This is a genomic window from Photorhabdus machadonis (genome assembly GCF_052657765.1).
Genome location: NZ_CP199761.1, coordinates 1,516,226 through 1,538,132, shown reverse-complemented (window position 1 = coordinate 1,538,132; position 21,907 = coordinate 1,516,226). Strand labels below are relative to the sequence as shown.

The window sequence follows — 21,907 nt, the reverse complement described above, 5'->3', positions numbered from 1 at the left end:
AAGCCTCGCCGTTTTTTACGGCGGGGAGCAGTCACTCTGCGGACAGCAATCTGAACCGGAGTCTGACTCCGGTTCTTTAGCAAAAACAGGTTAAATACTTTGTAAAAGTAAAGAAGAAACCTGCCGGGCATTTCTGCATTTAACTAAAAGCTGAGGCGTCAGAATGACACCAAATTTTTCAGTGAGACGCCAAGCGATTTCTTTGAGATGTGAAGGCCTTAATCCCAGCGCTAAAAATTCAGAATCTTCATTCAAACCGGTTAACGGCTGCGCACCAATGGTATGCAAATAAATGCCGAGGATCGATTGATAATATTCATCCTCTGCGCTGTTATTGACTCTTTGGTTCTCCGATGTAACAAACTGCTTATCAGCCAAATTATCCGGCTTCGGTTGCGCAAAGAATGCCCTGATTTGATGTCGATCCGTTTTACCGTTTGCAGACAAAGGAAACGCCTGAGTATGAGCAAAACGCGTTGGTATATGAGAAACAGGTAAAAGCCCGTGAGAATAATCCCGCCATTCTGAGGTGGGAATTTCCTGACCATTTAGTGTCGTATACATAGCGCCTAATGTTGCATCGCCATTCTGCTCATTTGGATAATCAACGACGACAATATTATTGATTTGTGGGTGCTTACATAACTCACTTTCAATATCAGGCAGAGAGACCCTAATCCCCCGAATTTTGATATAACCATTGACTCTGCTGGCAAAAATGATGGTGCCATCTTTTCGGTAATAGCCCTGATCCCCGGTTCTGAATGCTCTTAATTGTTCACCGGTAGGCGAGGTGATAGTGACAAAATCTTTTTGTACAACAAGACCCTCTTCCAGATAGCCTAAGGCAAGATTGACTCCTGTAGTATAAATCCGGCCAGTCACAAACGCCGGGCAATGTTCATTGATATCATTACAGATAAAATATTGAGTCGCAGGCAGGGGTTTACCATAGGGAATAAGGCTGACATCCTCTGACGTAATTTCATGCCATATACTCCAAATCGTCGTTTCAGTCGGCCCTCCCAAAGAAAACAACCGGGTATCAGAATACGTCGCACTAATTTCCTTGATGAGAGCAGGCTTAATATAATCACCGCCCTGCGCTATCAATCTGAGGGAAGAGAGAGAGCCCCCCTTTTGGCACGCCATTAACATTTCTAAAATCGCAGGCACTGAGCACCAAATAGAAACTTTGTGCTGCGAAACCAGCCGATTCCAATGGATAGCATCTTTCTCTGCATGGGGTTCAGGGATAACCAGCGTTGCGCCAACCGTCAGTGATGCAAAGAGGTCGAAAACAGACATATCATGATGTAATGGCGTAACGGAAATAAACACATCATCCTGTTTAACCTCCCATTTATTCAGCGTTTGCCCGATAACATTAGATGTTGCCTTGTTATTGAGCACCACACATTTGGGTTTACCCGTTGTTCCGGAGGTATACAGATAATATGCGGGTTCAATGCTATGACTCAGTGATGATAAAGTCTCTAAGGGGAGTAAAACGTTTTCAGAAACTGATGTGAGCAGTGTTTCCAATGTGATGGCTTTATCACTATTAAACTGTCCGGTATTCACAATGAGATCAGAATGGCAATTCGTTAGCAGATAATCCCGTCGTTCAGAGGGAGAATTCACATCAATAGGCACCCAAATAATCCCCAAAAGCGCACACGCCATTGTCACCATCACATGTTCGGGACTACGAGGCAAACAAATCGCAACCACACTGCCTTTACGCATCCCACAGCGATTCAGATTATTCACTATCTTTTGAACACACGCCCCCAACTCAGAATACGTAATCTGCTGATCCCCACAGATAATAGCCGCTTTTTTTAATTTTCCCGTCAATAGGTTATCCGCAATACGAGCCAGGAAATTTGAACAGATAAAATCACTGTCATTACCATTATCTTTATAATGGTGATAATCAATCACCTCAGAAAAATCCACCGCGAGTTTTTCCTGACGACAGATCTGCGCTATTGCCTGAGTGATGGTTTGTAAAATATCCTGCACGATATTTTGTTCCAGCGCTTTTTCTGCATAATCAATGGATAACACCAAATTTTTGTCCTGGTCCAAGGACAAACGAATATCCATCGCAACTTGCGGCGTCTGCGTTAATCCATCATAAAAAGAGACATCACCAGATGCAGGCAATGTTTTCCATGACAAACCATTCGTTAACACAACCGGTAGCGCCAAACCTATCTGATGTTGATTGAATATCAGCCTGTTAATATCAACGCCGGAAAAATCCAGATGTTCCAGAGAGGTAAAAATATCATGTTGAAAAGCTGTCGCTCTTTCTAAAAATGGCACTTGGTCTCTTTTAAAACAAACAGCGACAAATGAAGATTCATTACTGAACTGCATTTTCTGGGTGGGAATAGCAACCGGAACACCAATACATAACTTACTATCTTGTGTCCAAAATGACATTACCTCTAGGATAATGGTGGATAAAATCGTATTTTGAAACAGGCCATAAGATGAAGCGATTTTAGACAAATGATTCAACGTCGCGCTGGGAATGGTGACCTTCTCCCTTCTGTAGCGAGAGGATTTAATCGATTCTGGCGGTCTCTTCCAGGGCAACGCCGGTGGGCCGGGATATTCTTTTAGCTTTTCTGACCAATATTCAGTATCGCTTTGCTTTTTCGAAACAGAAGGCGGTTGAAGCAAATGAGCAATATTTCCCGTTGGCCTGGATCTTTTCTGCTCATTCTCATCTTCCTTAAACAATTTAAATAAGATGAGAGAGATAGCGCTGCCATCCAAAATCAGTGCATCAAAGCTCACAAAGACCACGGTCGTAAAAAGGTCATGATCCCCATCTTCTGGCTCTGTCAATTTAATGACCCAAATATGCCAAGGAGAGCGAGAAAGATCGTGGATTTTATGAGAATACGCCTGCCTCATCTCATCTATCTTTTGATAAGCCGCTGAACGCGGGATACCCGTGAAATCAATTTCATCAAGATTCAGGATAATAGTATCGGAGACATGTTGAACCAATGAACTTTCATCTATATGGGTACGTAACGCTTCATATTGCTGTACTAATCTGGTGAGCCGGGCCTTAATAACAGAAAACTCGATATGACCTCTGAATTCCCTGAAATCATGCATGGCAACACCACCCAGTGGTAACAATTCACTTCGTCCTAGCAGGTACGCGCGTTGTAATGGTGTCAGTGCGGTATCCATGATATTTCCTCAATTTTCGATTGTGAGAAAGCGCAAAATCTAATTAACAAGCTAAACATTTAACCTCTTTCAAAAAGAAAGATTACTTCTGTCGATTAAGGATTTTCACTAGTGCCTCAGCCGCCTTTTCAGCCGCTCCCCGCGATCTCAATGCCATTGTCTGTGCCAGTGCCTTTAATGTTTGATGAGCCTGAATATCTTCAATCATCAGTCCTGCCTGTGGGATATATTTGCTAATAAATCCCGTTAATTCTTCTGCAACATCAGCATCAATATCCAATGTGGAAAGAGAAGTATGAGCGTTGATAGTTTCTTCATTCGTCAGCCGGGACAGCAAAATAATGAGCATTTGCTCAATACAAGAGGATGTCACCTTTTCAGTACCCACATCTTGATGCGAAGCAGAAAAATGAGATGAGAAAAAATAGTCCAAAGACTGGTTTATCAGTTCAGGCGAACGAATGATCATCCGAATCAAAGAGAGATAGATATCAAACATTCTGCGGATATACGATTCAGGGAAAATATCCAGACGAACATCCCAGTTGACCAAAATTCCTTCATAAGCAGGCGCAACCTGGACATCCAAGGCAACCTGTGGCCCTTGCGAAACAACAAAGACCATTTCACCGAAAGCACGGGTTACATTTTCGGACAATAAATTATCGCCACTGATACCAAAACCGGAGGTAAAAACGATAGGCGAGATTTGCATGTTACCGTGGTATCTGGAGAGATCCCGCATAACACTGACGCCCGGATAAGCACGGTGAGAGAGGAGTAAAGCGATTTGATCAGCAAAACGACGGCATAACGCAATCATCGGCTCATGACGCTGTAATTCAACACTTAAAATAGATAAATCTGAAAAATCACCAACAATTTTGTCCACATCACTGAGGTAACTTTCTCGTTGGAATGTAGGCATATTTAATCTAAATTTGTCAGACTGCGTACCAATCCCGACTGTACACGCGAAAAGAGACAGAAATAATGTTGACAGCGTAATCTGATATTTTTTGGCGGTTGTCTTTAACGACAACTTTTCTTCTTTGGTCAGTTGAACCGCGAATCGATCACTAAAGTATTCTCCCTTCGGGAAAGTGCGATGGATATGAGGAAGTTTAGGGGCAGGTGGAATTTGGGCAATACGCGTATTCCACCACTTTTTATCGCGCTCACGTAACGTTAATAAGGATTTATCAGCCTGCATCCGCTCTAAATAGTGAAAATAAGTGCTTCCTCCACTTTTTGGTTGATGCTCAGGCTGGTGATAAAACCGGGCCAGATCTTCCATGAGAATACGAAAACTTTGCGCATCACCTGCAACCATGTCCAGGTCGATATGCAAACGAAAATCTCCATTCGTTAAAAGGGTGACACTCAAGTCGATAGACTGACCATGTTCAAGATCCAGTTTCTGGTGGGTTTTACTTTTTCGTTTACTTTCCAGAAAATCAGCAATGGCTTTCTCATCACATATGCTGACATCATCAATGTGCAATTTGTCGTTGGAAGACAGGCTTTCTATGGTTTGCATGCCATCCGGTGTAACGCGTAATCGCAACATCGGATGGATATCAAAGAGATACTGTACGGCAGTTTTCAACCGCTCAAGATCAAGCCCAGTACCATCAAACTCTGCATACAAATGTGCGGTAACACCACCCAACGTCTGTTCATACTGCCGGCCAACCCAATAAGCGGCCTGCATGGTCGTTAGCTCTCTCATTTAGTTTCCATAAAGTTTAGATTATCAGCTACAACAAGAATACGATTACAAATGATAATAAAAATTATTATTATTTGATAAATAAAGCAACATGAATATGAATTAGCCCGATGACAACGGCATATATGGATAAGCCAACGGTTGAAAAATAGCCTTCACATATGAATCATTTAATCAGAAACCATTACTGTGCAAATCGCCCATCAGCAATTTTACTTGACGGCTCATTTTTCGCTTAGTGTGCTGTTATACAGAATTATTTACGAAGTCAAATTAAGTTATACAAAATAGTTATCAATCTTGGATTCGAATGATAAGTGCAATATCGTTAATCTGGAAGTAAACATGTTCGTATTCCTTTAAATAATTCACTCGGTGTTTTCCCACCCCGTGTTTTTCGAGGGCGATTATTTAATCGATTTACTACAAAATTTATTTCCTGATCAACGATTTCATTAAAATGGGTTCCCTTTGGAAAGTATTGTCTGATTAACCCATTGATATTCTCATTGATCCCTCTTTCCCAAGGCGAATAAGGGCAAGCAAAGTAAATTTGGGTTTCTAATTCTTCACTGATGATTTCATGATCTGCGAACGCCAAACCGTTATCGAACGAGATGGTCTTAACTTTTTGTTTTAACGGGTATAATACTTTCACTGCCGCTTTCGCGACTTCTGATGCCTACTATAGCAACTGACCGCCCTTCTGAAAAATTGTACTTATTAGTCGAATCTGCCAACAGAGGCTATTAATATTCGCTCCGCAGCTATTGCTGATAAATTAGGAATGAGGAGGGCTTCACAATAAAAATATTAATTTGGAGTGCTACTTCAAATAAAACAAAGGTGTTTCTATAACATCGTTAATTGGATATAGAAACACCTGCGAAAAAACCCTCTGAATTTCCATTCAGGGGGTTACTTATAACATCAATACCAATTACAGCACATCAACCGCATTCAGTTCCCGGAAAGCCTGTTCCAGACGAGCAATCATAGAAACCTGACCGGCACGCAGCCATACGCGTGGATCGTAGAATTTCTTATTGGGTTTATCTGCGCCTTCTGGATTACCCAACTGGCCTTGCAGATAGCCTTCGTTCTTTTTGTAATAATTCAGAATACCTTCCCAAGTCGCCCATTGGGTGTCGGTATCAATATTCATTTTAACAACGCCGTAGCTGACAGCTTCCTTGATCTCTTCCGCTGTAGAACCAGAACCACCGTGAAAAACAAAGTCCAGGCTGTTGTGTGGCAGATTGAATTTTTCAGCAACATAGTCCTGCGAGTTACGCAGAATTTTTGGTGTCAGTTTAACGTTGCCTGGCTTATAAACACCATGAACGTTACCGAAAGAAGCAGCAATGGTAAAACGTGGACTGATAGCGTTCAGTTTCTCATAAGCATAAGCAACGTCTTCCGGTTGAGTGTATAGGGCGGAGCTATCCATATGGCTGTTATCAACACCATCTTCTTCACCACCAGTACAACCTAACTCGATTTCCAACGTCATATCAATTTTTGCCATACGAGCCAGATACTTGCTGCAAATTTCAATATTTTCTTCCAGCGACTCTTCTGACAGATCGATCATATGGGAAGAGAACAACGGTTTACCCGTCGCCGCGTAATGCTTTTCACCCGCATCTAACAAACCGTCAATCCACGGCAATAGTTTACGCGCACAGTGGTCAGTATGCAGGATCACAGGAACACCATAATGTTCAGCCATCTGATGAACATGGTGAGCACCAGAAATTGAACCCAGAATAGCCGCTTGCTGACCTTCAGCTTTCACACCCTTACCGGCAATAAAAGCAGCACCACCGTTAGAGAACTGAATGATAACGGGAGAACGAACGTTGGCGGCCGTTTCCAACACTGCGTTGATTGAATCAGTACCTACACAGTTTACCGCCGGCAACGCAAAGTGGTTTTCTTTGGCTATCGCGAACACTTTTTGAACATCATCACCAGTGATGACACCCGGTTTTACGAAATCAAAAATTTTAGACATGTTACGTGGGTCCCGTTTAGAGCGGGCAGATAAAACTGCCCGTCATGACTTAATTACTGTTTTGCGCGTTCTTCCAGCATCACCACCGCAGGCAATTTCTTTCCTTCGACAAATTCAAGGAAAGCACCGCCACCAGTAGAGATGTAAGAAATTTTGTCAGCAATACCAAACAGGTCAATTGCTGCCAGAGTATCGCCGCCACCTGCGATAGAGAATGCGTCACTATCAGCAATTGCGCGGGCGATAATTTCAGTTCCTTGACGGAAATTAGGGAATTCGAATACACCAACCGGACCATTCCACAGAATAGTTTTGGCATTTTTCAGGATATCTGCCAGACGTTGAGCGGATTCATCTCCCAGATCGAGGATTTGCTCATCATCTTTAATATCGCCGGTAGATTTCAAAGTGGCTTCCGCAGTTTCAGAGAATTCTGTTGCTACACGAACATCAGTTGGCACGGGAATATCGCAGCTTATCAGCAGTTTTTTCGCTTCTGGGATCAAGTCATCTTCATACAGCGAACGGCCCACATTGTGGCCTTCCGCGGCAACAAAAGTATTCGCGATACCCCCACCCACAATCAGTTGATCCGCGATTTTGGACAGTGTGTCCAATACGGTCAGCTTGGTTGAAACTTTAGAACCACCAACGATAGCAACCATTGGACGGGCTGGCTTATCCAGCGCTTTACCCAATGCTTCCAGTTCTGCGGACAGCAGAGGACCTGAACAGGCAACAGGAGCAAACTTAGCGACACCGTGGGTAGAAGCCTGGGCACGATGCGCCGTACCGAATGCATCCATGACATAAATATCACACAGGGAAGCATATTTTTTAGCCAGAGTTTCGTCGTCTTTCTTCTCACCTTTATTAAAGCGAACATTTTCCAGAACAACCAGCTCACTTTCCGCTATGTCCACACCTTCCAGATACTCTTTTTCCAGACGAACCGGAGAAGACAATTTCTCTTTTAGGTAATCTACTACTGGTTTCAGCGAGAATTCTTCATTGTATTCGCCTTCAGTAGGGCGGCCGAGGTGAGAAGTGATCATAACCTTAGCGCCCTGTTTTAATGCTGCTTCGATGGTTGGCAAAGAAGCACGGATACGCGCATCAGAGGTGACTTTGCCATCTTTTACCGGAACGTTCAGGTCAGCGCGGATCAAAACTCGCTTACCCGCCAGATCTAAATCGGTCATCTTAATTACAGACATGGTGAATCCTCTCGTTGATTCTCTAAATTGTTTAATCTTGTGCCGTGTGCAGATCTATTATTATGCACTGTCTGTCAGCAACAGATCATTTGAAACCCGTAGCAGCCATTGCTAACGTTGTATCTAACATTCGGTTAGCAAAACCCCACTCATTATCACACCAAACTAATGTCTTAATCAGATGTTGCCCACTGACCCGCGTTTGTGTGCCATCAACAATCGCGCTGTGGGGATCGTGGTTAAAATCCGTTGAGACTAACGGTAATTCGGTATAGTCAACTATACCACGAAATGAAGTTGCTGCTGATTTTTGCATTAATTCATTGATTTTTTTGACATTCACTGGAGATTTTACTGTAACGCTCAAATCAATAGCAGTAACATTAATCGTTGGTACGCGTACTGAAATGGCTTCAAAACGGTCACAGAATTTTGGAAAAATCCGGGTTATCCCTGCGGCCAGTTTGGTATCCACCGGAATGATAGACTGGCTGGCAGCCCGGGTACGCCGTAAATCTTGATGATAGGCATCAATCACAGGCTGGTCATTCATTGAGGCATGAATTGTTGTCACTGTGCCAGATTCAATCTCAAATGCATCATCCAATAATTTAATGATAGGAATAATGCAGTTGGTGGTGCAAGAAGCATTGGATACAATGCGATCCTCTGCTGTCAGTAAGTCCTGATTCACGCCATAGACCACAGTCGCATCTAAGTCATTGCCACCCGGATGAGAAAACAGCACCTTTTTTGCGCCACTGGCAAGATGCGCTTCCCCATCAGCTCTGCTGCCATATATCCCACTGCAATCAAGAACAATATCAATCCCCAGCTCTTGCCAGGACAATGCCGATATATCGGGTTGATGAAACAGACGAATATTATCGTCACCAACCTGCAACAAATCATTATTCAGACGCACATCCCAGGCAAAACGACCATGACTGGAGTCATATTTCAGCAAGTGGGCAATCCCTTCGGCATCTGCCAACTCATTAACAGCAATAATAACAATTTCAGCCCGACGCCCAGACTCATAAAGAGCACGTAAAATACTGCGCCCTATCCTGCCAAAACCGTTTATTGCTACCTTGATTGTCATGTTACTCCCTGAATATAGTTATTACCACGCAACCGTTTAGGATAACTGACTCAATCACTAATGTACTGATTGTTTATCACAAAATTGCTAAAACTGTGGCACAAAAAACCTCTCCAGACAACAAAATGAAACGATTCAGCTAATGACAATGAGATTAAGGGAAAAAGAGATTGATGACAATAGTAAAAAGTGATCAACTCACGAAATGGAAAAACGTGCCATAGGAACCCGCCTAGATTAAACAACGACCTTTCCACAAATGATGAATATGACAATCAACTGTCACTTTTTTGTGCCATAATTTGATATAAATCAAATCCAATACCTTGATCTATCAACACCATTCGCTCAAACATTGACAACCCGTTTCAATATGTGGAAACTGGTTGTCGTTTATTGAAGTCCAAGAAAGGAAGTCAATCGTGTTGATCAGGAAAACTCCAGCGTCTGAGGTATTCAACGAAATCACATTGGCGGTGTTCCGGCTCAATGCCCAACTGCTCTCTAAAGGGGATAAGCGCGTTGCCCCGTTGGGAATCACGAGCGCGATATGGCAGGTGCTCAGTGCGATTGCACTCGCACCGCATCCACTCTCAGCGCCCCAGATTGCCGCAGCGATGCGCATCACACGCCAAGGTGCGCAGAAACAACTGAATCTTGGATTAAAGGCCGGAATGGTGAAAGCCATCATTAATCCCCGGCATGAACGCTCACCGCTCTATCGACTCACTGGGCTTGGTCAGCGTACCGTTGATACGGCGACGTCGCTTGAAACCGAATGGATGGAATCGCTCGTAAAAGACGCTGAACTCAACGAACTGAAAATGACGTTGGACACATTACTCAGCCTGGAAACCAGACTGGAAGATCCATCGATGCCAGATAGTACTGAGGATTGGTTTATCAATCACGACAAAGAATTCGACTAAAAGTACGACGCACCAACGGCGCGGCACAACCTTCATACCTACGTTGGCATATCGCCGCCGTGAACCGCATGCATCGCGCGGCTTACCCCGGCAGAGTAGTAAAACAAACATAAATACAAGTAACTTTCAGGAGATAAAGATGCTCAAACTAGAAGAAATGGACACCCATGTGACCATGCGGGAACAATTATTTTCAAACACCGATGGCTCCATAGTGCTGATGAACATATTCCATGTTGATCCCGCACAAGCGGACATCCTGGAGGCTGCCTGGAAGGAAGATGCGGAGTATATGCTGGCACAAACCGGTCTAATTTCCGCACAATTGCATCGCGGGATTGCTGGCAGTGGTACGTTCATGAACTATGCCGTTTGGGAAAATTTGGAGTGTTTTCGCGCTGCATTCACTAATCCAGAATTTCAGGCGAAGCTCGCCAAGTATCCCAATGGGATAACCGGGTCGCCGCACATATTTCAAAAACTAGCAGTTCCCGGAATCTGCGAGGCATAAGTAAAAGAGCGCACCCGATCAACGTCTTACCCCGGATGCGCTCACTTATAGACTAACTCATTATTTCAGCAGAGCTTTAGCCTTAGCGACTACATTCTCTACAGTGAAACCGAACACGTTAAACAGCTGATCAGCGGGAGCCGATTCACCAAATGTCGCCATACCCACGATAGCGCCATGCATACCGACATATTTAAACCAGTAATCAGCAATACCCGCTTCAATTGCCACACGCGCAGAAACCGCCATTGGCAATGCCGCTTCACGATACGCAGCATCCTGCTTATCAAAAGCATCAGTAGACGGCATAGAAACTACACGTACCTTACGACCTTCCTGAGTCAATTGATTATAAGCCCCTATGGCCAATTCCACTTCTGAACCTGTTGCGATCAGAATCAACTCTGGCTGACCTTCACAATCTTTCAGGATGTAAGCACCTTTCTCAATATTAGCCAACTGTTCAGCAGTACGTTCTTGCTGTGCCAGATTCTGACGAGAGAAAATGAGTGCTGATGGGCCTGTTTTACGTTCAATAGCGTATTTCCACGCAACCGCAGATTCAACCTGATCACATGGACGCCAAGTGCTTAAGTTTGGCGTCACACGCAAACTGGCAATCTGTTCTACCGGCTGGTGAGTCGGGCCATCTTCACCCAAACCGATTGAGTCATGGGTATAAACAAAGATGCTGCGAATTTTCATCAATGCAGCCATCCGCACGGCGTTACGGGCATATTCAACGAACATCAGGAACGTTGCACCATAAGGCACAAAACCACCATGCAGAGCAATACCGTTCATTATGGCGGACATGCCAAATTCACGAACACCATAATGGATGTAGTTACCTGCCTGATCTTCGTTCAATGGCTTAGAACCAGACCACATCGTCAGATTACTTGGCGCCAGATCAGCAGAACCCCCCATAAATTCAGGCAGCACTTTACCGAAAGCCTCCAAGGCATTCTGAGAGGCTTTACGGCTGGCAATATTGGCAGGATTTTGTTGCAATTGTTCGATAAATGCTTCTGATTCGGTTCCCCAGTTTGCCGGTAATTCGCCACGGGTACGACGTTTGAATTCAGCCGCTAACTCAGGATACGCTTTTTCATAAGCAGCGAATTTCTCATTCCAGGTTGCTTGTTTCGCGTTACCTATTTCTTTTGCATCCCACTCAGAATAGATTTCCGCTGGAATTTCAAAGGCTGGATGATTCCAACCCAGCACTTCACGCGTTGCGGCAATTTCAGCGTCACCCAGTGGGGCACCGTGAGAATCATGAGTACCCGCTTTGGTTGGCGCACCAAAACCGATAACTGTTTTACACATTAGCAGTGAAGGCTTATCAGAAACTTTACGTGCTTCTTCAATCGCTGCTTTGACTGCATCTGCATTATGACCATCAACGCCGCGAACCACATGCCAGCCATACGCCTCAAAACGACCTGCGGTATCATCGGTAAACCAGCCTTCAACATGACCATCAATAGAAATGCCATTGTCATCATAGAAAGCAATCAGCTTGCCCAGCTTTAACGTTCCCGCCAGAGAACAAACTTCATGAGAAATGCCTTCCATCATGCAACCATCTCCCATAAACACATAAGTGTTATGGTCAACGATATCATGACCAAGACGGTTAAATTGCGTAGCCAGAGTACGTTCAGCAATAGCAAAACCTACCGCGTTGGCAATCCCTTGCCCCAAAGGACCGGTCGTTGTCTCTACGCCTGGCGCATAACCATACTCAGGATGGCCTGGAGTTTTGGCGTGTAACTGACGGAAGTTTTTCAGATCATCAATAGAAACGTCATAACCGGTGAGATGTAACAGGCTATAAATCAGCATAGAGCCATGGCCGTTAGACAATACAAAACGATCACGATCAACCCAATGTGGATCAGTTGGGTTATGATTTAAATAATCACGCCATAAAACTTCAGCGATATCAGCCATTCCCATAGGCGCACCAGGGTGCCCTGATTTTGCTTTCTGCACAGCATCCATGCTAAGGAAGCGAATAGCATTAGCAAGGGTTTTACGAGTGGTCATTTTCTACTCCAAGTGGGATCAAAACGTTTAGGGGGATAATTTTCTCAGCACAGCGTACAAACCGCAATCTTTAAAGCCAGATATAAGAAAACTATCTTAATTTCACTTAAACGACAATTCTTTGATTTAGGTTACTGATTTACATGAATTTCATCGTTATCAGAGTAATAAACAAGCTCATTACGCAATATAGAGAGGTAATTTAATTAAACATAACTATTAGTCGAATCTGCCTTGAACATATTATTACGCACCAATGATCCATGAGTTATTCAATTTATAAATAATTAATGTGCAGAAAAAACACCTTCCAGATATCAATATCATTAGATCAATAAACAAATAAATAATTTAAAATAGAATAATACTTATGGTTATATTTCCTTATATGATTATTTCTTAAATAAAACAATAAGAAATTTAACCAACGAGAATATAACCAAAATAAAAAACAGTATTCTTTGATTAATTAATTATTGCAATCCATTATATAATTAGGTTATTTTAAATAGAATAAGAAAAATAGCCATTCAGATAATTATTTAATTAGTTAGCAAGGGATTTTCATGTTAAATATAAAAAAAACGAAATAATATCACTCCGCAATTAATTTACATGTGGGAAAGAAGTAATGAACCCTGGGGAGCTAAAGATTGCCAGTCAAGATTTATCTATGCCAATCCAGCTTTTTATCAACTGCTCAATCTGCCAGAAGATTTCGATATTACCGGGCTTTCAGCGGGAGAATTACCCTCATCTACCGCAGAACATGAAGAAAAATTCTGTCGTCAGGATCAAAAAGTTATTCAAACTATGCAAACAGTTACATCACTTGAAACTCACCTGTTTGGAAAAAATAACGTCAAGCAAACCTACCGTTGTGATAAATATCCACTTTGTGATGAAAATGGTCACTGCATTGGTATCACTTTTCATATGTCCAAAGCTGAAAACTTTTCTATACTTTTAAAAGATAATAACTATGACCTTTACATCCAGCAAAAACACCTTCAATATATAGGTCTTATTTTGTTATAAAATAACCAACACTCTTATTAAGTAATCGTTTCGATAGCCTCTTTAATTAACCCTCATTGATAATCTATACCTAATTACTGCCAAACAGTAAAAAAATTAATAAGTTATCTATTATCGATGTTTTTTAATAATTAAAATTAGGGGATTATGATGAATATTCAAGATTGGCATCCAGCAGATATTATTGCAGCCTTAAGAAAACAAGGGACAAACCTTTCAGCCGTTTCCCGCAAAGCAGGTTTGGCATCATCGACACTGAGTAATGCATTGCATCGTCCATGGCCAAAGGGAGAAGCGTTAATCGCCACCGAATTAGGTTTACATCCATCGACTATTTGGCCATCACGCTATGAACCTGGTAAAGAAAATAAGTTCCTGATAAAGGTTGGAGAAACAAGAAGTATAGAAAGCTGGTAGCTTCTCTATGTCTTATTTCAATGCAATTTCATCATTGCCAATAAAGAAACTGCGGCATGATATAAAAAATGAGGAAGCCCCGGGCGATTACCCAGGGCTTCAAAATCTTTGGCGGTGCGGACGGGGCTCGAACCCGCGACCCCCGGCGTGACAGGCCGGTATTCTAACCAACTGAACTACCGCACCGCACAGCGTTCTGGTTGAGAACGAGGTAAATATTACGAACCCAAGATCATCCCGTCAATATTTTTTATTACAAAGTAGCGCACTTGATCAACTTTTCACCCTTAAAGGTGATTTATCTGCAATTTTATTTTAACTTTGTCCAAAAGTTGTACGCCACAAACAGCTCCCACCTTTCTTCTCAACTAAATCCAATCTGGATTCATGAGCAACAAGTTCTTCATCCGCTGCATAAATAACTTTTAATGCAGTTTGAGGCCGGGTAATACGCTGCACTTCAGAAACACCCGCATTGCCAGAGACGTCCCCCTCCATTGAAAATGCAAGCGAAGTCTGCCCGCCTGTCATGATCAAATAGACATCAGACAATATTTCGGCATCAAGCAACGCCCCGTGTAAGGTGCGTTTAGAATTGTCTATATCATAACGATCACACAACGCATCAAGGTTGTTTCTTTTTCCCGGAAACAACGCTCTTGCTAATTGCAAGCTATCGGTAATCTTGCAGAAATCAGCCGTTGGTGGGATATCACGGCCCAGTTTGCCAAATTCATAATCCATAAAACCGATATCGAAGGGTGCATTATGGATAATTAACTCAGCGCCACGAATGAATTCAATGAATTCATCTGCAATATCAGCAAACATCGGCTTATCCTGCAAAAATTCATCACTGATTCCATGAACTTCAAATGCCTCAGGATCAACCAATCTGTCCGGCTTAATATAGATATGAAAATGGCGGCCAGTCAGGCGGCGGTTAATAACCTCCACGGCACCAATTTCAATAATTTTGTGTCCTTCATAGTGAACACCTAACTTATTCATACCGGTGGTTTCGGTATCAAGGACAACTTGTCGTGTAATCGCAGTGCTCATAACGCTTTTTTATGTCAGACTTAAGGTTTTGGATTGAATAAGAAGAGTCTACCAGATATGAGCAAGCAGGTAGAAATTTTCACCGATGGATCTTGTCTTGGAAACCCAGGGCCAGGTGGATATGGTGTTTTATTACGTTATCAACAACACGAAAGAACCCTCAGTGACGGTTTTTATCACACAACCAACAACAGAATGGAGCTGATGGCCGCAATTATTGGATTGGAAACCCTGACCCGTCCTTGCAAAATTGTATTAACCACCGACAGTCAATACGTGCGCCAAGGTATTACACAATGGATCCATAATTGGAAAAAGCGCAGCTGGCGTAAAGCAGATAAATCGCCTGTCATCAACGTCGATTTATGGCAACGTCTCGATCAGGCAATTACCCGCCATGATATTGACTGGCAATGGGTTAAAGGCCATGCCGGGCATGACGAAAATGAGCGTTGTGATGAATTGGCTCGAGCCGCCGCAAACTCACCAACCAAAACTGATGCCGGGTATGTTGAAAATACAGATTAATCGCGCTTTCGGTAACATTTTGTTACACCAACAGCACTACCCAGTTTAGGCCTTAATAGCGTCATTTTTATCTGGTTTAACGTTAATGGCAATGTCCGCTTACGGGCAATAATCAGACTTACACAACCAAATACAGGCAAATGCCGGTTAAAAAAGCCGGCTTCATTTCGCCAGGGTAATACTTGAAAACTCCCACGATACATCACTTCATAATTAAGCAGACTCAACCAATCAAGTTGACGCATTAGAGAAAACATACGGCTGCAATAGGGCTGATGCCGCCATAATCCTGGTACCAATTTCCCTAAACCCAGCAGACTCAATGAATTGAAACCACTGAGGATAAGCCAGCCATCATCAATCATCACCCGGTCAACTTCCCGTAAAAGGCGATGAGGGTCAGCACTGTAAGCCAGCACATGACTCAGCAAACAAGCATCAACAGACTTTTCTTCAAACGGCAGATGGTAAGGATCGGAAATCACCTGCATATTCTTTCCTTCCTTACCCACATTAATCTGATTGAAGATCGAACACTCCTTGCTGTCAATCTCAGCACTCAAATTACCGATTTTCAACAGATGGAAACCAAATATTTTTTGCCACCAGGGTTGTAATTGATGTTCCAAAGCGGCACGGTAATACTCCCCCCAAGGTAAATCAGACCAAGAAGCCGGGGGACTCATGTTCTGTGTTGTATGTGCAGATTTCATGGCTTCTTTTCCTTAATAAACCGCTGTTAATAAGAGGCATACAATGGAGCTTATCAGCATTCCTGCCCTTTCGGATAATTACATTTGGTTACTTTGTGATGAAAATAGACACTCTGTAATCATTGATCCGGCAGAATCACAACCTGTTCTTGATACCTTGAAATCCCGTGGCTGGATACCCGATGCAATTTTACTTACCCACCATCATCACGATCATGTTGGTGGCGTCCCTGGGATTATTGCTCAATTCCCTGATCTGCCAGTATACGGCCCAGAGGAAACCCAGAACAAAGGCACCACAATAATAGTACGTGGAGGTAATAGCATCAATTTTGGTTGTTTTTCTTTCCAGGTTATTGATGTTCCAGGCCATACTCTGGGACACATCGCTTTTTATCAAGCTCCTTACCTTTTTTGTGGAGATACATTGTTCTCTGGTGGCTGCGGGCGTCTCTTTGAAGGCACCGCTGAACAGATGTACGCATCTATAGGAAAAATAGCTGAATTACCTGATGACACACTTATCTGTTGCGCCCATGAATATACCGTTTCAAATATGAAATTTGCTCACGCTGTTTTGCCCAATCAGACTATTAGCGAATACCAGCAAAAAGTAACTAGAATGAGGGAAAATAATCAACCAACAATACCAACCACGTTACAAACTGAGAAAAAAATCAATATTTTCTTAAAATGTGATGACATTGATTTACAAAGAAATATTGGAATCACACCTCATTCTCAACCGCTTTCCAGCGTTTTCCGTCAGCTAAGAATACAAAAAGACCAATTCTGATTTAGATAGTTGCTATCTCAAGCCAAGATAAGTATTATTGCTCGTCTTTTAAGCAACTATAAAAATTAATTATGAAGACAAAAGCGATTCTGTTCGCATCTGTCTTGCTGGTTGGCTGTCAATCCGGACCTGATTGGTCGACGACAGCCGGGCAACGGGCACAGAATTCGTCTTCAACGAGTCTAAAAACAGGCAAGATAGCAGCAACTGATGGCACCAATCAGTTTGCTGCCTACTGGAAGGATGGTGATCCCAGCGCTCAACAGGAGCTGTGGAGATACATCCGTGACGAGTTGAGGATGCAGATCCCTGATAATCACAGGGTTCGTGAACAACGAAATTATTACCTGAAAAACAAGAGCTATCTCCACGATGTAACTTTACGGGCTGAACCGTATATGTACTGGATAGTCAGGCAAATCAAGCAGCGCGATATGCCGATGGAACTGGTACTGGTACCCATAGTGGAGAGTGCTTTTAACCCGCATGCTACCTCACGCGCTAAAGCAGCAGGTCTGTGGCAGATTGTCCCGGACACGGGTCGCAGCTACGGTCTCACTCAAGATAAATGGTATGACGCACGCCGGGACGTTGCGGCCTCAACAACTGCCGCCCTGAATCTGTTACAACGCCTTAATAAAATGTTCAATGGTGACTGGTTATTGACTATTGCTGCTTACAACAGCGGCGAAGGCCGTGTTATGCGTGCAATGAAAGAAAATGCAGCAAAAGGTAGATCAACCGATTTTTGGTCCTTATCACTGCCAAGAGAAACTGCGCTCTATGTACCTAAAGTTCTGGCGCTCAGTGATGTCATTCGCCACAGTGATAAATATGGCATTACGCTACCAAAATCCAATAATCAACGAGCACTTGATCAGATTGATGTTGGTCAGCAAATCACACTGTCTCAAGCCGCAGAAATGGCTGGCATGTCCCTGACGTCCATTAAAGCCTATAACCCTGGATATAAACGGGGAGTCACATCGCCTAACGGTCCGCATTACATCATGCTGCCAAAGGCAAAAGTTGATCAGTTTAAAAACTCGCTGGCAAATGAAACTATTCTGAGCAATATGCGCCAGGAAGTTGCAAAGAACAACCGGCGACTGAATAAGCAAAATCAATATAAAGTTCGCTCAGGAGATACATTATCCGCTATTGCAAAACGGTTTAATGTCTCTACCCGTGAATTACAACATATGAATAACCTAAAAACATCCAGGTTATTGAAAATTGGACAAATATTAAGGGTAAATAATAACAATGCTATTATTTATCGTGTCCGCCAAGGTGATTCAATTGCCAGTATTGCTAAACGTCACGGTATCAATATTCAGGACGTAATGAACTGGAACAATGGCATCAAAACGACTGAGGTAAAACCAGGAATTGAATTAATGCTTTATGTTGATGAATATTATGATGAAGTTTAAGACCTTCTCCAGCAGTGTCTTATTGTTGTAGAAAAATAATAGATGGCCCTCTTTTTGGGCCATCTTTTCATCTTTAGTGAAGTAAACCTTAGCTGACTCTTTCCGAAATTAAACGAATTGATAAACAGTACAATGAAACCATATAATCAATTGATAAATATAACACTCAATTATTAAAATCGGATTAATTACCAATATCGCAAGATGTTAAACATGCTATTTAAGAAATAGCATTTAAATAATATAATCACGATAAAAAATTAATTACTATACTTAATGAAAATTATAAAAATATCATTAACAAACCATTACACTTAACAATAAATAACAAAAGCAATAAAGTATCACCAAGTAATTTATAAAGATTTCATATTAACAACCAATTAAAAAGATATGACTCCATTGTTGCTATTTATATTTCAATTATTTTTCATATATAAACTATTAAATTCTTGTAATATTCAAAAAGTCAGCTAGGATAGCTAACAATCAATATCAATTACTTTGCCGAATAGTTACTTAGCGTTTTAACAAATAAACTTGTTAATATAATTATCCAGACTTTGATATAACGAAAAAACAGATTAATACACGATAAGAAAACAATATAAAAATAAGCACCACATGTAATATCGGTAATATGCATTTCCGAGATACAAAAGAATAAACAAAAGTTCTTTCACCGCATCTAAGGACTATCATTATGACAACATCATCAACAATGCGAACGCCAGTCAAACTACCACCAATGCCATCGGAAAGCGAAGTCTCAAAAATATACAAATCAGCAGACATGGCTCGCTCCTATCTAGAAGGAGATAATCTTATTTTTACTGACAACGGCGGCTTTAACCGAGCACTCCGGGATGGTTTTTTCCTCCTGAAAGCACCATCATATATGGATTTTGAATATAGCGATCGATTTGCATACCATTTCTTTGAACCCGCCACGGAAGGTGACCTTCGACCCTATACGGGATTCAAATCATGTACTTTTTCCAATGGTCACGAAGGTTATTTCGACCGAGAACATGATCAATGGGAACATTTCCGCGTCGAACGGGAACACTGGAACCTCATGCCATCAGAGGTCGCGACACTGGGTCACCATATGGCACACGTCGGCATATGTATACTACGCTCTGTGCTAACTTATGTTGGCATTCCTCGTCGTGATTGGGAACTCGTCACCAATGGTATTTCAGAAGGCCTAAGGAACCAAATGTTATCGTTTAACCACTTCCGATCAGAGAAAGCCACCCGAGGCTCTAAATTTCATCGGGATTCAGGATGGGTGACCATCCTAAGATCGACTGAACGTGGCCTATTGGCTTACATAAATGATGAACTTTTGGCTATTGATCCTGTTCCGGGATACCTGATCATTAACTTTGGTAGTTCGATCGAAGTGCTGACAGAAAATTTAATGCCAAATGTTCGGGCCAATGTGCATGGCGTTGTTCGTACAGAACGCACAATAAATCAAGGCCATAACGCAGATTTGAGCTGACAGATACCTTTATACCCTATGGATTTCAAGATGGATCGCGGCGGCAAGGGAGCGAATCCCCGGGAGCATAGATAACGATGTGACCGGGGTGAGTGAGTGCAGCCAACAAAGAGGCAACTTGAAAGATAACGGGTATATATCGATGTCTGTCAGGTTAAATCAGCAGGTGAACCTCGATCCCTCTCGGGCTCACCAAATCGTCAGACATATGAGAATGGATTTTTAATAACCAAGCTGTCTTCCAACATCTGCCCGTGATTCATGTCTTCACTATAGAGCGTCCGACAACCTACGATGACCGCAGCCGCCACAATACAAGAATCGTAGAATGACAAGCGATAACGCTCTGCAATAAGCCTAGCTCGGTCATGAACTTCAACCGTAAGAGGCACGACTTTGCAAAAACTACGTACAATATCGAAGAACTCCGCTATCTCTTCCCAACTCATCTTAAGTTTACGCACACACACGTGTGCCACTTCGTTGAGCACCTGCACACTGATGACCGGATTCGCCTTCAGCAGCGCTTCAGCACTATCGGCCTTGATCACGTCTTGCGACAGCAGGTAGAGCACCACATTGCTGTCAATGAAACCACAAGACTTAGCTCCTACCATTCGCTTCATCTCTACTGAACTTGAAATCTGCCGGCAACTTACCGCGGAATGTCCGAAGACGCTCCAACAACACCTCAGATCCAGGCTTCTTGCATACGGCGAAGGTACGCGGATCATCCACTACAATCTCAATATCATCACCTTCACGCAATTCCAGAATTTCAACTAAGCTAGCCGGCAGACGTATGGCAAGGCTGTTACCCCATTTTGCTACTTGCATGATATTACTTCCTTAGATATACAATTTTATTGTATATCCACTCTTGCAAAATACAAGCTTAACCAAATGTATCTCGCCCGAATACAGGGAAGACTTTTACCAGGTTTCCTGTAGGTGATGAGCTTCCTCCCCTGCTTTGCAATACCGAATACTTTCACATCAGCCTGATCTAGTCTGACATCATCTCCATCCTAAGCATTTCACAATAGCTTTTTCACGTTACCAATTGATCACGCTTTACCACAAGAAATATACGAACATCTCTCTACATATGGAGTTAAATCGATCTTATGAACAAAAAAACACAATATTCATCCACTCTGGAACAGAGTACAAAATACACGTTTTTATTTATCCTTTCAGTCACCGTATTCTTTGTTGGCGCAACCGAATTCATGTTGTCATCCATGCTTAACCCTCTTGCAGTGGCCTTCGGGACAACGGCGGTCGGAGCATCCTGGCTGGTATCCAGCTATGCATTTTCCTACGCTCTGCAACACGAGCAGGCCCTAACAAAGGTATGGTTCTGGCCTTTGCAGAAACATTCCATAATCTGGGGATCTTATGCTTAGTGCCATTAGCCACTATTGGGTTAGTCGCAGGAGGTTCAAGCACAGCAATGGCCGGGCTATCCGTCGGATTGGTCATTGGCCTTACATTGACAATATTGGATTTCTGGCTGACGCGTTCGACAAATCTTTCTCTATGAATCTTCGCCCTCTGGCTTTATTTCCCCACCATACATTTGATGGGGATATTGAATAATTATTGTATCCAGAGGG

At 42.6% G+C, this 21,907-nt stretch carries 20 protein-coding genes, 1 tRNA gene and 1 pseudogene; 10 read left to right on the top strand and 12 right to left on the bottom strand.

Features of this window, described 5'->3' with window-relative positions; all coding sequences use genetic code 11:
* Nucleotides 1–90: 90 nt before the first annotated feature.
* From ACUN2T_RS07735 to epd, 6 genes and pseudogenes are all read right to left on the bottom strand, one after another.
* Nucleotides 91–3,222, bottom strand: coding sequence for an amino acid adenylation domain-containing protein (locus ACUN2T_RS07735; RefSeq protein WP_445496974.1), 3,132 nt, complete (start codon nucleotides 3,220–3,222; stop codon nucleotides 91–93).
* A gap of 82 nt (nucleotides 3,223–3,304) precedes the next feature.
* A complete protein-coding gene (locus ACUN2T_RS07730) occupies nucleotides 3,305–4,954 on the bottom strand; it encodes a condensation domain-containing protein (RefSeq protein WP_445496973.1) in 1,650 nt (549 codons plus the stop codon).
* A 328-nt stretch (nucleotides 4,955–5,282) separates the two neighbouring features.
* Nucleotides 5,283–5,636, bottom strand: a pseudogene (locus ACUN2T_RS07725) (IS30 family transposase); the annotation flags it as partial.
* 258 nt (nucleotides 5,637–5,894) lie between these two features.
* Entirely contained in the window at nucleotides 5,895–6,971 is a 1,077-nt protein-coding gene (fbaA, locus tag ACUN2T_RS07720; RefSeq protein WP_445496972.1) for a class II fructose-bisphosphate aldolase, read from the bottom strand.
* 53 nt (nucleotides 6,972–7,024) lie between these two features.
* Nucleotides 7,025–8,188, bottom strand: a complete 1,164-nt coding sequence (gene pgk / locus ACUN2T_RS07715) for a phosphoglycerate kinase (RefSeq protein WP_445496971.1) — start codon at nucleotides 8,186–8,188, stop codon at nucleotides 7,025–7,027.
* 85 nt (nucleotides 8,189–8,273) lie between these two features.
* Entirely contained in the window at nucleotides 8,274–9,293 is a 1,020-nt protein-coding gene (gene epd, locus ACUN2T_RS07710; protein ID WP_445496970.1) for an erythrose-4-phosphate dehydrogenase, read from the bottom strand.
* Between the two features lie 422 nt (nucleotides 9,294–9,715).
* Here epd and ACUN2T_RS07705 point away from each other — a divergent pair, with 422 nt between their 5' ends.
* Together ACUN2T_RS07705 and ACUN2T_RS07700 are read left to right on the top strand one after the other, a co-directional pair.
* On the top strand, nucleotides 9,716–10,222 hold the full coding sequence (locus ACUN2T_RS07705) for a MarR family winged helix-turn-helix transcriptional regulator (RefSeq protein WP_445496969.1): 507 nt from the start codon (nucleotides 9,716–9,718) through the stop codon (nucleotides 10,220–10,222).
* Between the two features lie 139 nt (nucleotides 10,223–10,361).
* The gene (locus ACUN2T_RS07700; protein WP_152963079.1) at nucleotides 10,362–10,733 is read left to right on the top strand and encodes an antibiotic biosynthesis monooxygenase family protein; all 372 of its coding nucleotides are present in this window, start codon (nucleotides 10,362–10,364) and stop codon (nucleotides 10,731–10,733) included.
* A 60-nt stretch (nucleotides 10,734–10,793) separates the two neighbouring features.
* Here ACUN2T_RS07700 and tkt read toward each other — a convergent pair whose 3' ends face one another.
* Complete coding sequence (gene tkt / locus ACUN2T_RS07695) at nucleotides 10,794–12,788, bottom strand: transketolase (RefSeq protein WP_445496968.1); 1,995 nt, start codon at nucleotides 12,786–12,788, stop codon at nucleotides 10,794–10,796.
* A gap of 615 nt (nucleotides 12,789–13,403) precedes the next feature.
* Between tkt and ACUN2T_RS07690 the strand changes: the two genes are divergently transcribed.
* A complete protein-coding gene (locus ACUN2T_RS07690; RefSeq protein WP_445496967.1) occupies nucleotides 13,404–13,826 on the top strand; it encodes a PAS domain-containing protein in 423 nt (140 codons plus the stop codon).
* A gap of 150 nt (nucleotides 13,827–13,976) precedes the next feature.
* Nucleotides 13,977–14,243, top strand: a complete 267-nt coding sequence (locus tag ACUN2T_RS07685) for a helix-turn-helix domain-containing protein (RefSeq protein WP_445497830.1) — start codon at nucleotides 13,977–13,979, stop codon at nucleotides 14,241–14,243.
* Between the two features lie 109 nt (nucleotides 14,244–14,352).
* Here the strand turns inward: ACUN2T_RS07685 and ACUN2T_RS07680 are convergent.
* Together ACUN2T_RS07680 and dnaQ are read right to left on the bottom strand one after the other, a co-directional pair.
* Nucleotides 14,353–14,429, bottom strand: a tRNA-Asp gene (locus ACUN2T_RS07680).
* Between the two features lie 129 nt (nucleotides 14,430–14,558).
* The gene (dnaQ, locus tag ACUN2T_RS07675) at nucleotides 14,559–15,305 is read right to left on the bottom strand and encodes a DNA polymerase III subunit epsilon (protein WP_445496966.1); all 747 of its coding nucleotides are present in this window, start codon (nucleotides 15,303–15,305) and stop codon (nucleotides 14,559–14,561) included.
* 57 nt (nucleotides 15,306–15,362) lie between these two features.
* On the opposite strand from dnaQ, the gene rnhA reads away from it, so the two are divergent.
* Nucleotides 15,363–15,833 carry a ribonuclease HI gene (gene rnhA, locus ACUN2T_RS07670; protein ID WP_445496965.1) on the top strand — a complete coding sequence of 157 codons (471 nt, stop codon included), beginning with the start codon at nucleotides 15,363–15,365 and terminating at the stop codon, nucleotides 15,831–15,833.
* On the opposite strand, the gene ACUN2T_RS07665 is transcribed toward rnhA, so the two are convergent.
* Nucleotides 15,830–16,546 carry a class I SAM-dependent methyltransferase gene (locus ACUN2T_RS07665; protein ID WP_445496964.1) on the bottom strand — a complete coding sequence of 239 codons (717 nt, stop codon included), beginning with the start codon at nucleotides 16,544–16,546 and terminating at the stop codon, nucleotides 15,830–15,832. The genes rnhA and ACUN2T_RS07665 overlap by 4 nt on opposite strands.
* Before the next feature lie 43 nt (nucleotides 16,547–16,589).
* Between ACUN2T_RS07665 and gloB the strand changes: the two genes are divergently transcribed.
* The 3 genes from gloB (at nucleotide 16,590) to ACUN2T_RS07650 (ending at nucleotide 20,288) form a co-directional block, all read left to right on the top strand.
* Entirely contained in the window at nucleotides 16,590–17,342 is a 753-nt protein-coding gene (gene gloB / locus ACUN2T_RS07660; RefSeq protein ID WP_445496963.1) for a hydroxyacylglutathione hydrolase, read from the top strand.
* A gap of 71 nt (nucleotides 17,343–17,413) precedes the next feature.
* A complete protein-coding gene (gene mltD / locus ACUN2T_RS07655; protein ID WP_445496962.1) occupies nucleotides 17,414–18,778 on the top strand; it encodes a murein transglycosylase D in 1,365 nt (454 codons plus the stop codon).
* Between the two features lie 793 nt (nucleotides 18,779–19,571).
* Complete coding sequence (locus tag ACUN2T_RS07650; protein WP_445496961.1) at nucleotides 19,572–20,288, top strand: 2OG-Fe(II) oxygenase family protein; 717 nt, start codon at nucleotides 19,572–19,574, stop codon at nucleotides 20,286–20,288.
* Nucleotides 20,289–20,488: 200 nt separating this feature from the next.
* Here the strand turns inward: ACUN2T_RS07650 and ACUN2T_RS07645 are convergent, their stop codons facing one another.
* Both ACUN2T_RS07645 and ACUN2T_RS07640 read right to left on the bottom strand, forming a co-directional pair.
* Entirely contained in the window at nucleotides 20,489–20,905 is a 417-nt protein-coding gene (locus tag ACUN2T_RS07645; RefSeq protein WP_445496960.1) for a PIN domain-containing protein, read from the bottom strand.
* Entirely contained in the window at nucleotides 20,892–21,125 is a 234-nt protein-coding gene (locus ACUN2T_RS07640) for an AbrB/MazE/SpoVT family DNA-binding domain-containing protein (protein WP_445496959.1), read from the bottom strand. The genes ACUN2T_RS07645 and ACUN2T_RS07640 overlap by 14 nt, the downstream gene beginning before the upstream one ends.
* A gap of 290 nt (nucleotides 21,126–21,415) precedes the next feature.
* On the opposite strand from ACUN2T_RS07640, the gene ACUN2T_RS07635 reads away from it, so the two are divergent.
* Together ACUN2T_RS07635 and ACUN2T_RS07630 are read left to right on the top strand one after the other, a co-directional pair.
* Nucleotides 21,416–21,697: a hypothetical protein gene (locus tag ACUN2T_RS07635; protein WP_445496958.1), complete on the top strand. Its 282-nt coding sequence runs from the start codon at nucleotides 21,416–21,418 to the stop codon at nucleotides 21,695–21,697.
* Nucleotides 21,690–21,890 (top strand): hypothetical protein, encoded by a 201-nt coding sequence (locus tag ACUN2T_RS07630; protein ID WP_445496957.1) that lies wholly within the window; start codon nucleotides 21,690–21,692, stop codon nucleotides 21,888–21,890. The genes ACUN2T_RS07635 and ACUN2T_RS07630 overlap by 8 nt, the downstream gene beginning before the upstream one ends.
* Nucleotides 21,891–21,907 lie beyond the last annotated feature (17 nt).

Coding starts and splice junctions, on each gene's coding strand:
- ACUN2T_RS07735 (WP_445496974.1), bottom strand. CDS start 3,222: ATGGATACCGCACTGACACCATTACAACGCGCGTACCTGCTAGGACGA.
- ACUN2T_RS07730 (WP_445496973.1), bottom strand. CDS start 4,954: ATGAGAGAGCTAACGACCATGCAGGCCGCTTATTGGGTTGGCCGGCAG.
- fbaA (WP_445496972.1), bottom strand. CDS start 6,971: ATGTCTAAAATTTTTGATTTCGTAAAACCGGGTGTCATCACTGGTGAT.
- pgk (WP_445496971.1), bottom strand. CDS start 8,188: ATGTCTGTAATTAAGATGACCGATTTAGATCTGGCGGGTAAGCGAGTT.
- epd (WP_445496970.1), bottom strand. CDS start 9,293: ATGACAATCAAGGTAGCAATAAACGGTTTTGGCAGGATAGGGCGCAGT.
- ACUN2T_RS07700 (WP_152963079.1), top strand. CDS start 10,362: ATGCTCAAACTAGAAGAAATGGACACCCATGTGACCATGCGGGAACAA.
- tkt (WP_445496968.1), bottom strand. CDS start 12,788: ATGACCACTCGTAAAACCCTTGCTAATGCTATTCGCTTCCTTAGCATG.
- ACUN2T_RS07690 (WP_445496967.1), top strand. CDS start 13,404: ATGTGGGAAAGAAGTAATGAACCCTGGGGAGCTAAAGATTGCCAGTCA.
- ACUN2T_RS07685 (WP_445497830.1), top strand. CDS start 13,977: ATGAATATTCAAGATTGGCATCCAGCAGATATTATTGCAGCCTTAAGA.
- dnaQ (WP_445496966.1), bottom strand. CDS start 15,305: ATGAGCACTGCGATTACACGACAAGTTGTCCTTGATACCGAAACCACC.
- rnhA (WP_445496965.1), top strand. CDS start 15,363: ATGAGCAAGCAGGTAGAAATTTTCACCGATGGATCTTGTCTTGGAAAC.
- ACUN2T_RS07665 (WP_445496964.1), bottom strand. CDS start 16,546: ATGAAATCTGCACATACAACACAGAACATGAGTCCCCCGGCTTCTTGG.
- gloB (WP_445496963.1), top strand. CDS start 16,590: ATGGAGCTTATCAGCATTCCTGCCCTTTCGGATAATTACATTTGGTTA.
- mltD (WP_445496962.1), top strand. CDS start 17,414: ATGAAGACAAAAGCGATTCTGTTCGCATCTGTCTTGCTGGTTGGCTGT.
- ACUN2T_RS07650 (WP_445496961.1), top strand. CDS start 19,572: ATGGCTCGCTCCTATCTAGAAGGAGATAATCTTATTTTTACTGACAAC.
- ACUN2T_RS07645 (WP_445496960.1), bottom strand. CDS start 20,905: ATGGTAGGAGCTAAGTCTTGTGGTTTCATTGACAGCAATGTGGTGCTC.
- ACUN2T_RS07640 (WP_445496959.1), bottom strand. CDS start 21,125: ATGCAAGTAGCAAAATGGGGTAACAGCCTTGCCATACGTCTGCCGGCT.
- ACUN2T_RS07635 (WP_445496958.1), top strand. CDS start 21,416: ATGAACAAAAAAACACAATATTCATCCACTCTGGAACAGAGTACAAAA.
- ACUN2T_RS07630 (WP_445496957.1), top strand. CDS start 21,690: ATGCTTAGTGCCATTAGCCACTATTGGGTTAGTCGCAGGAGGTTCAAG.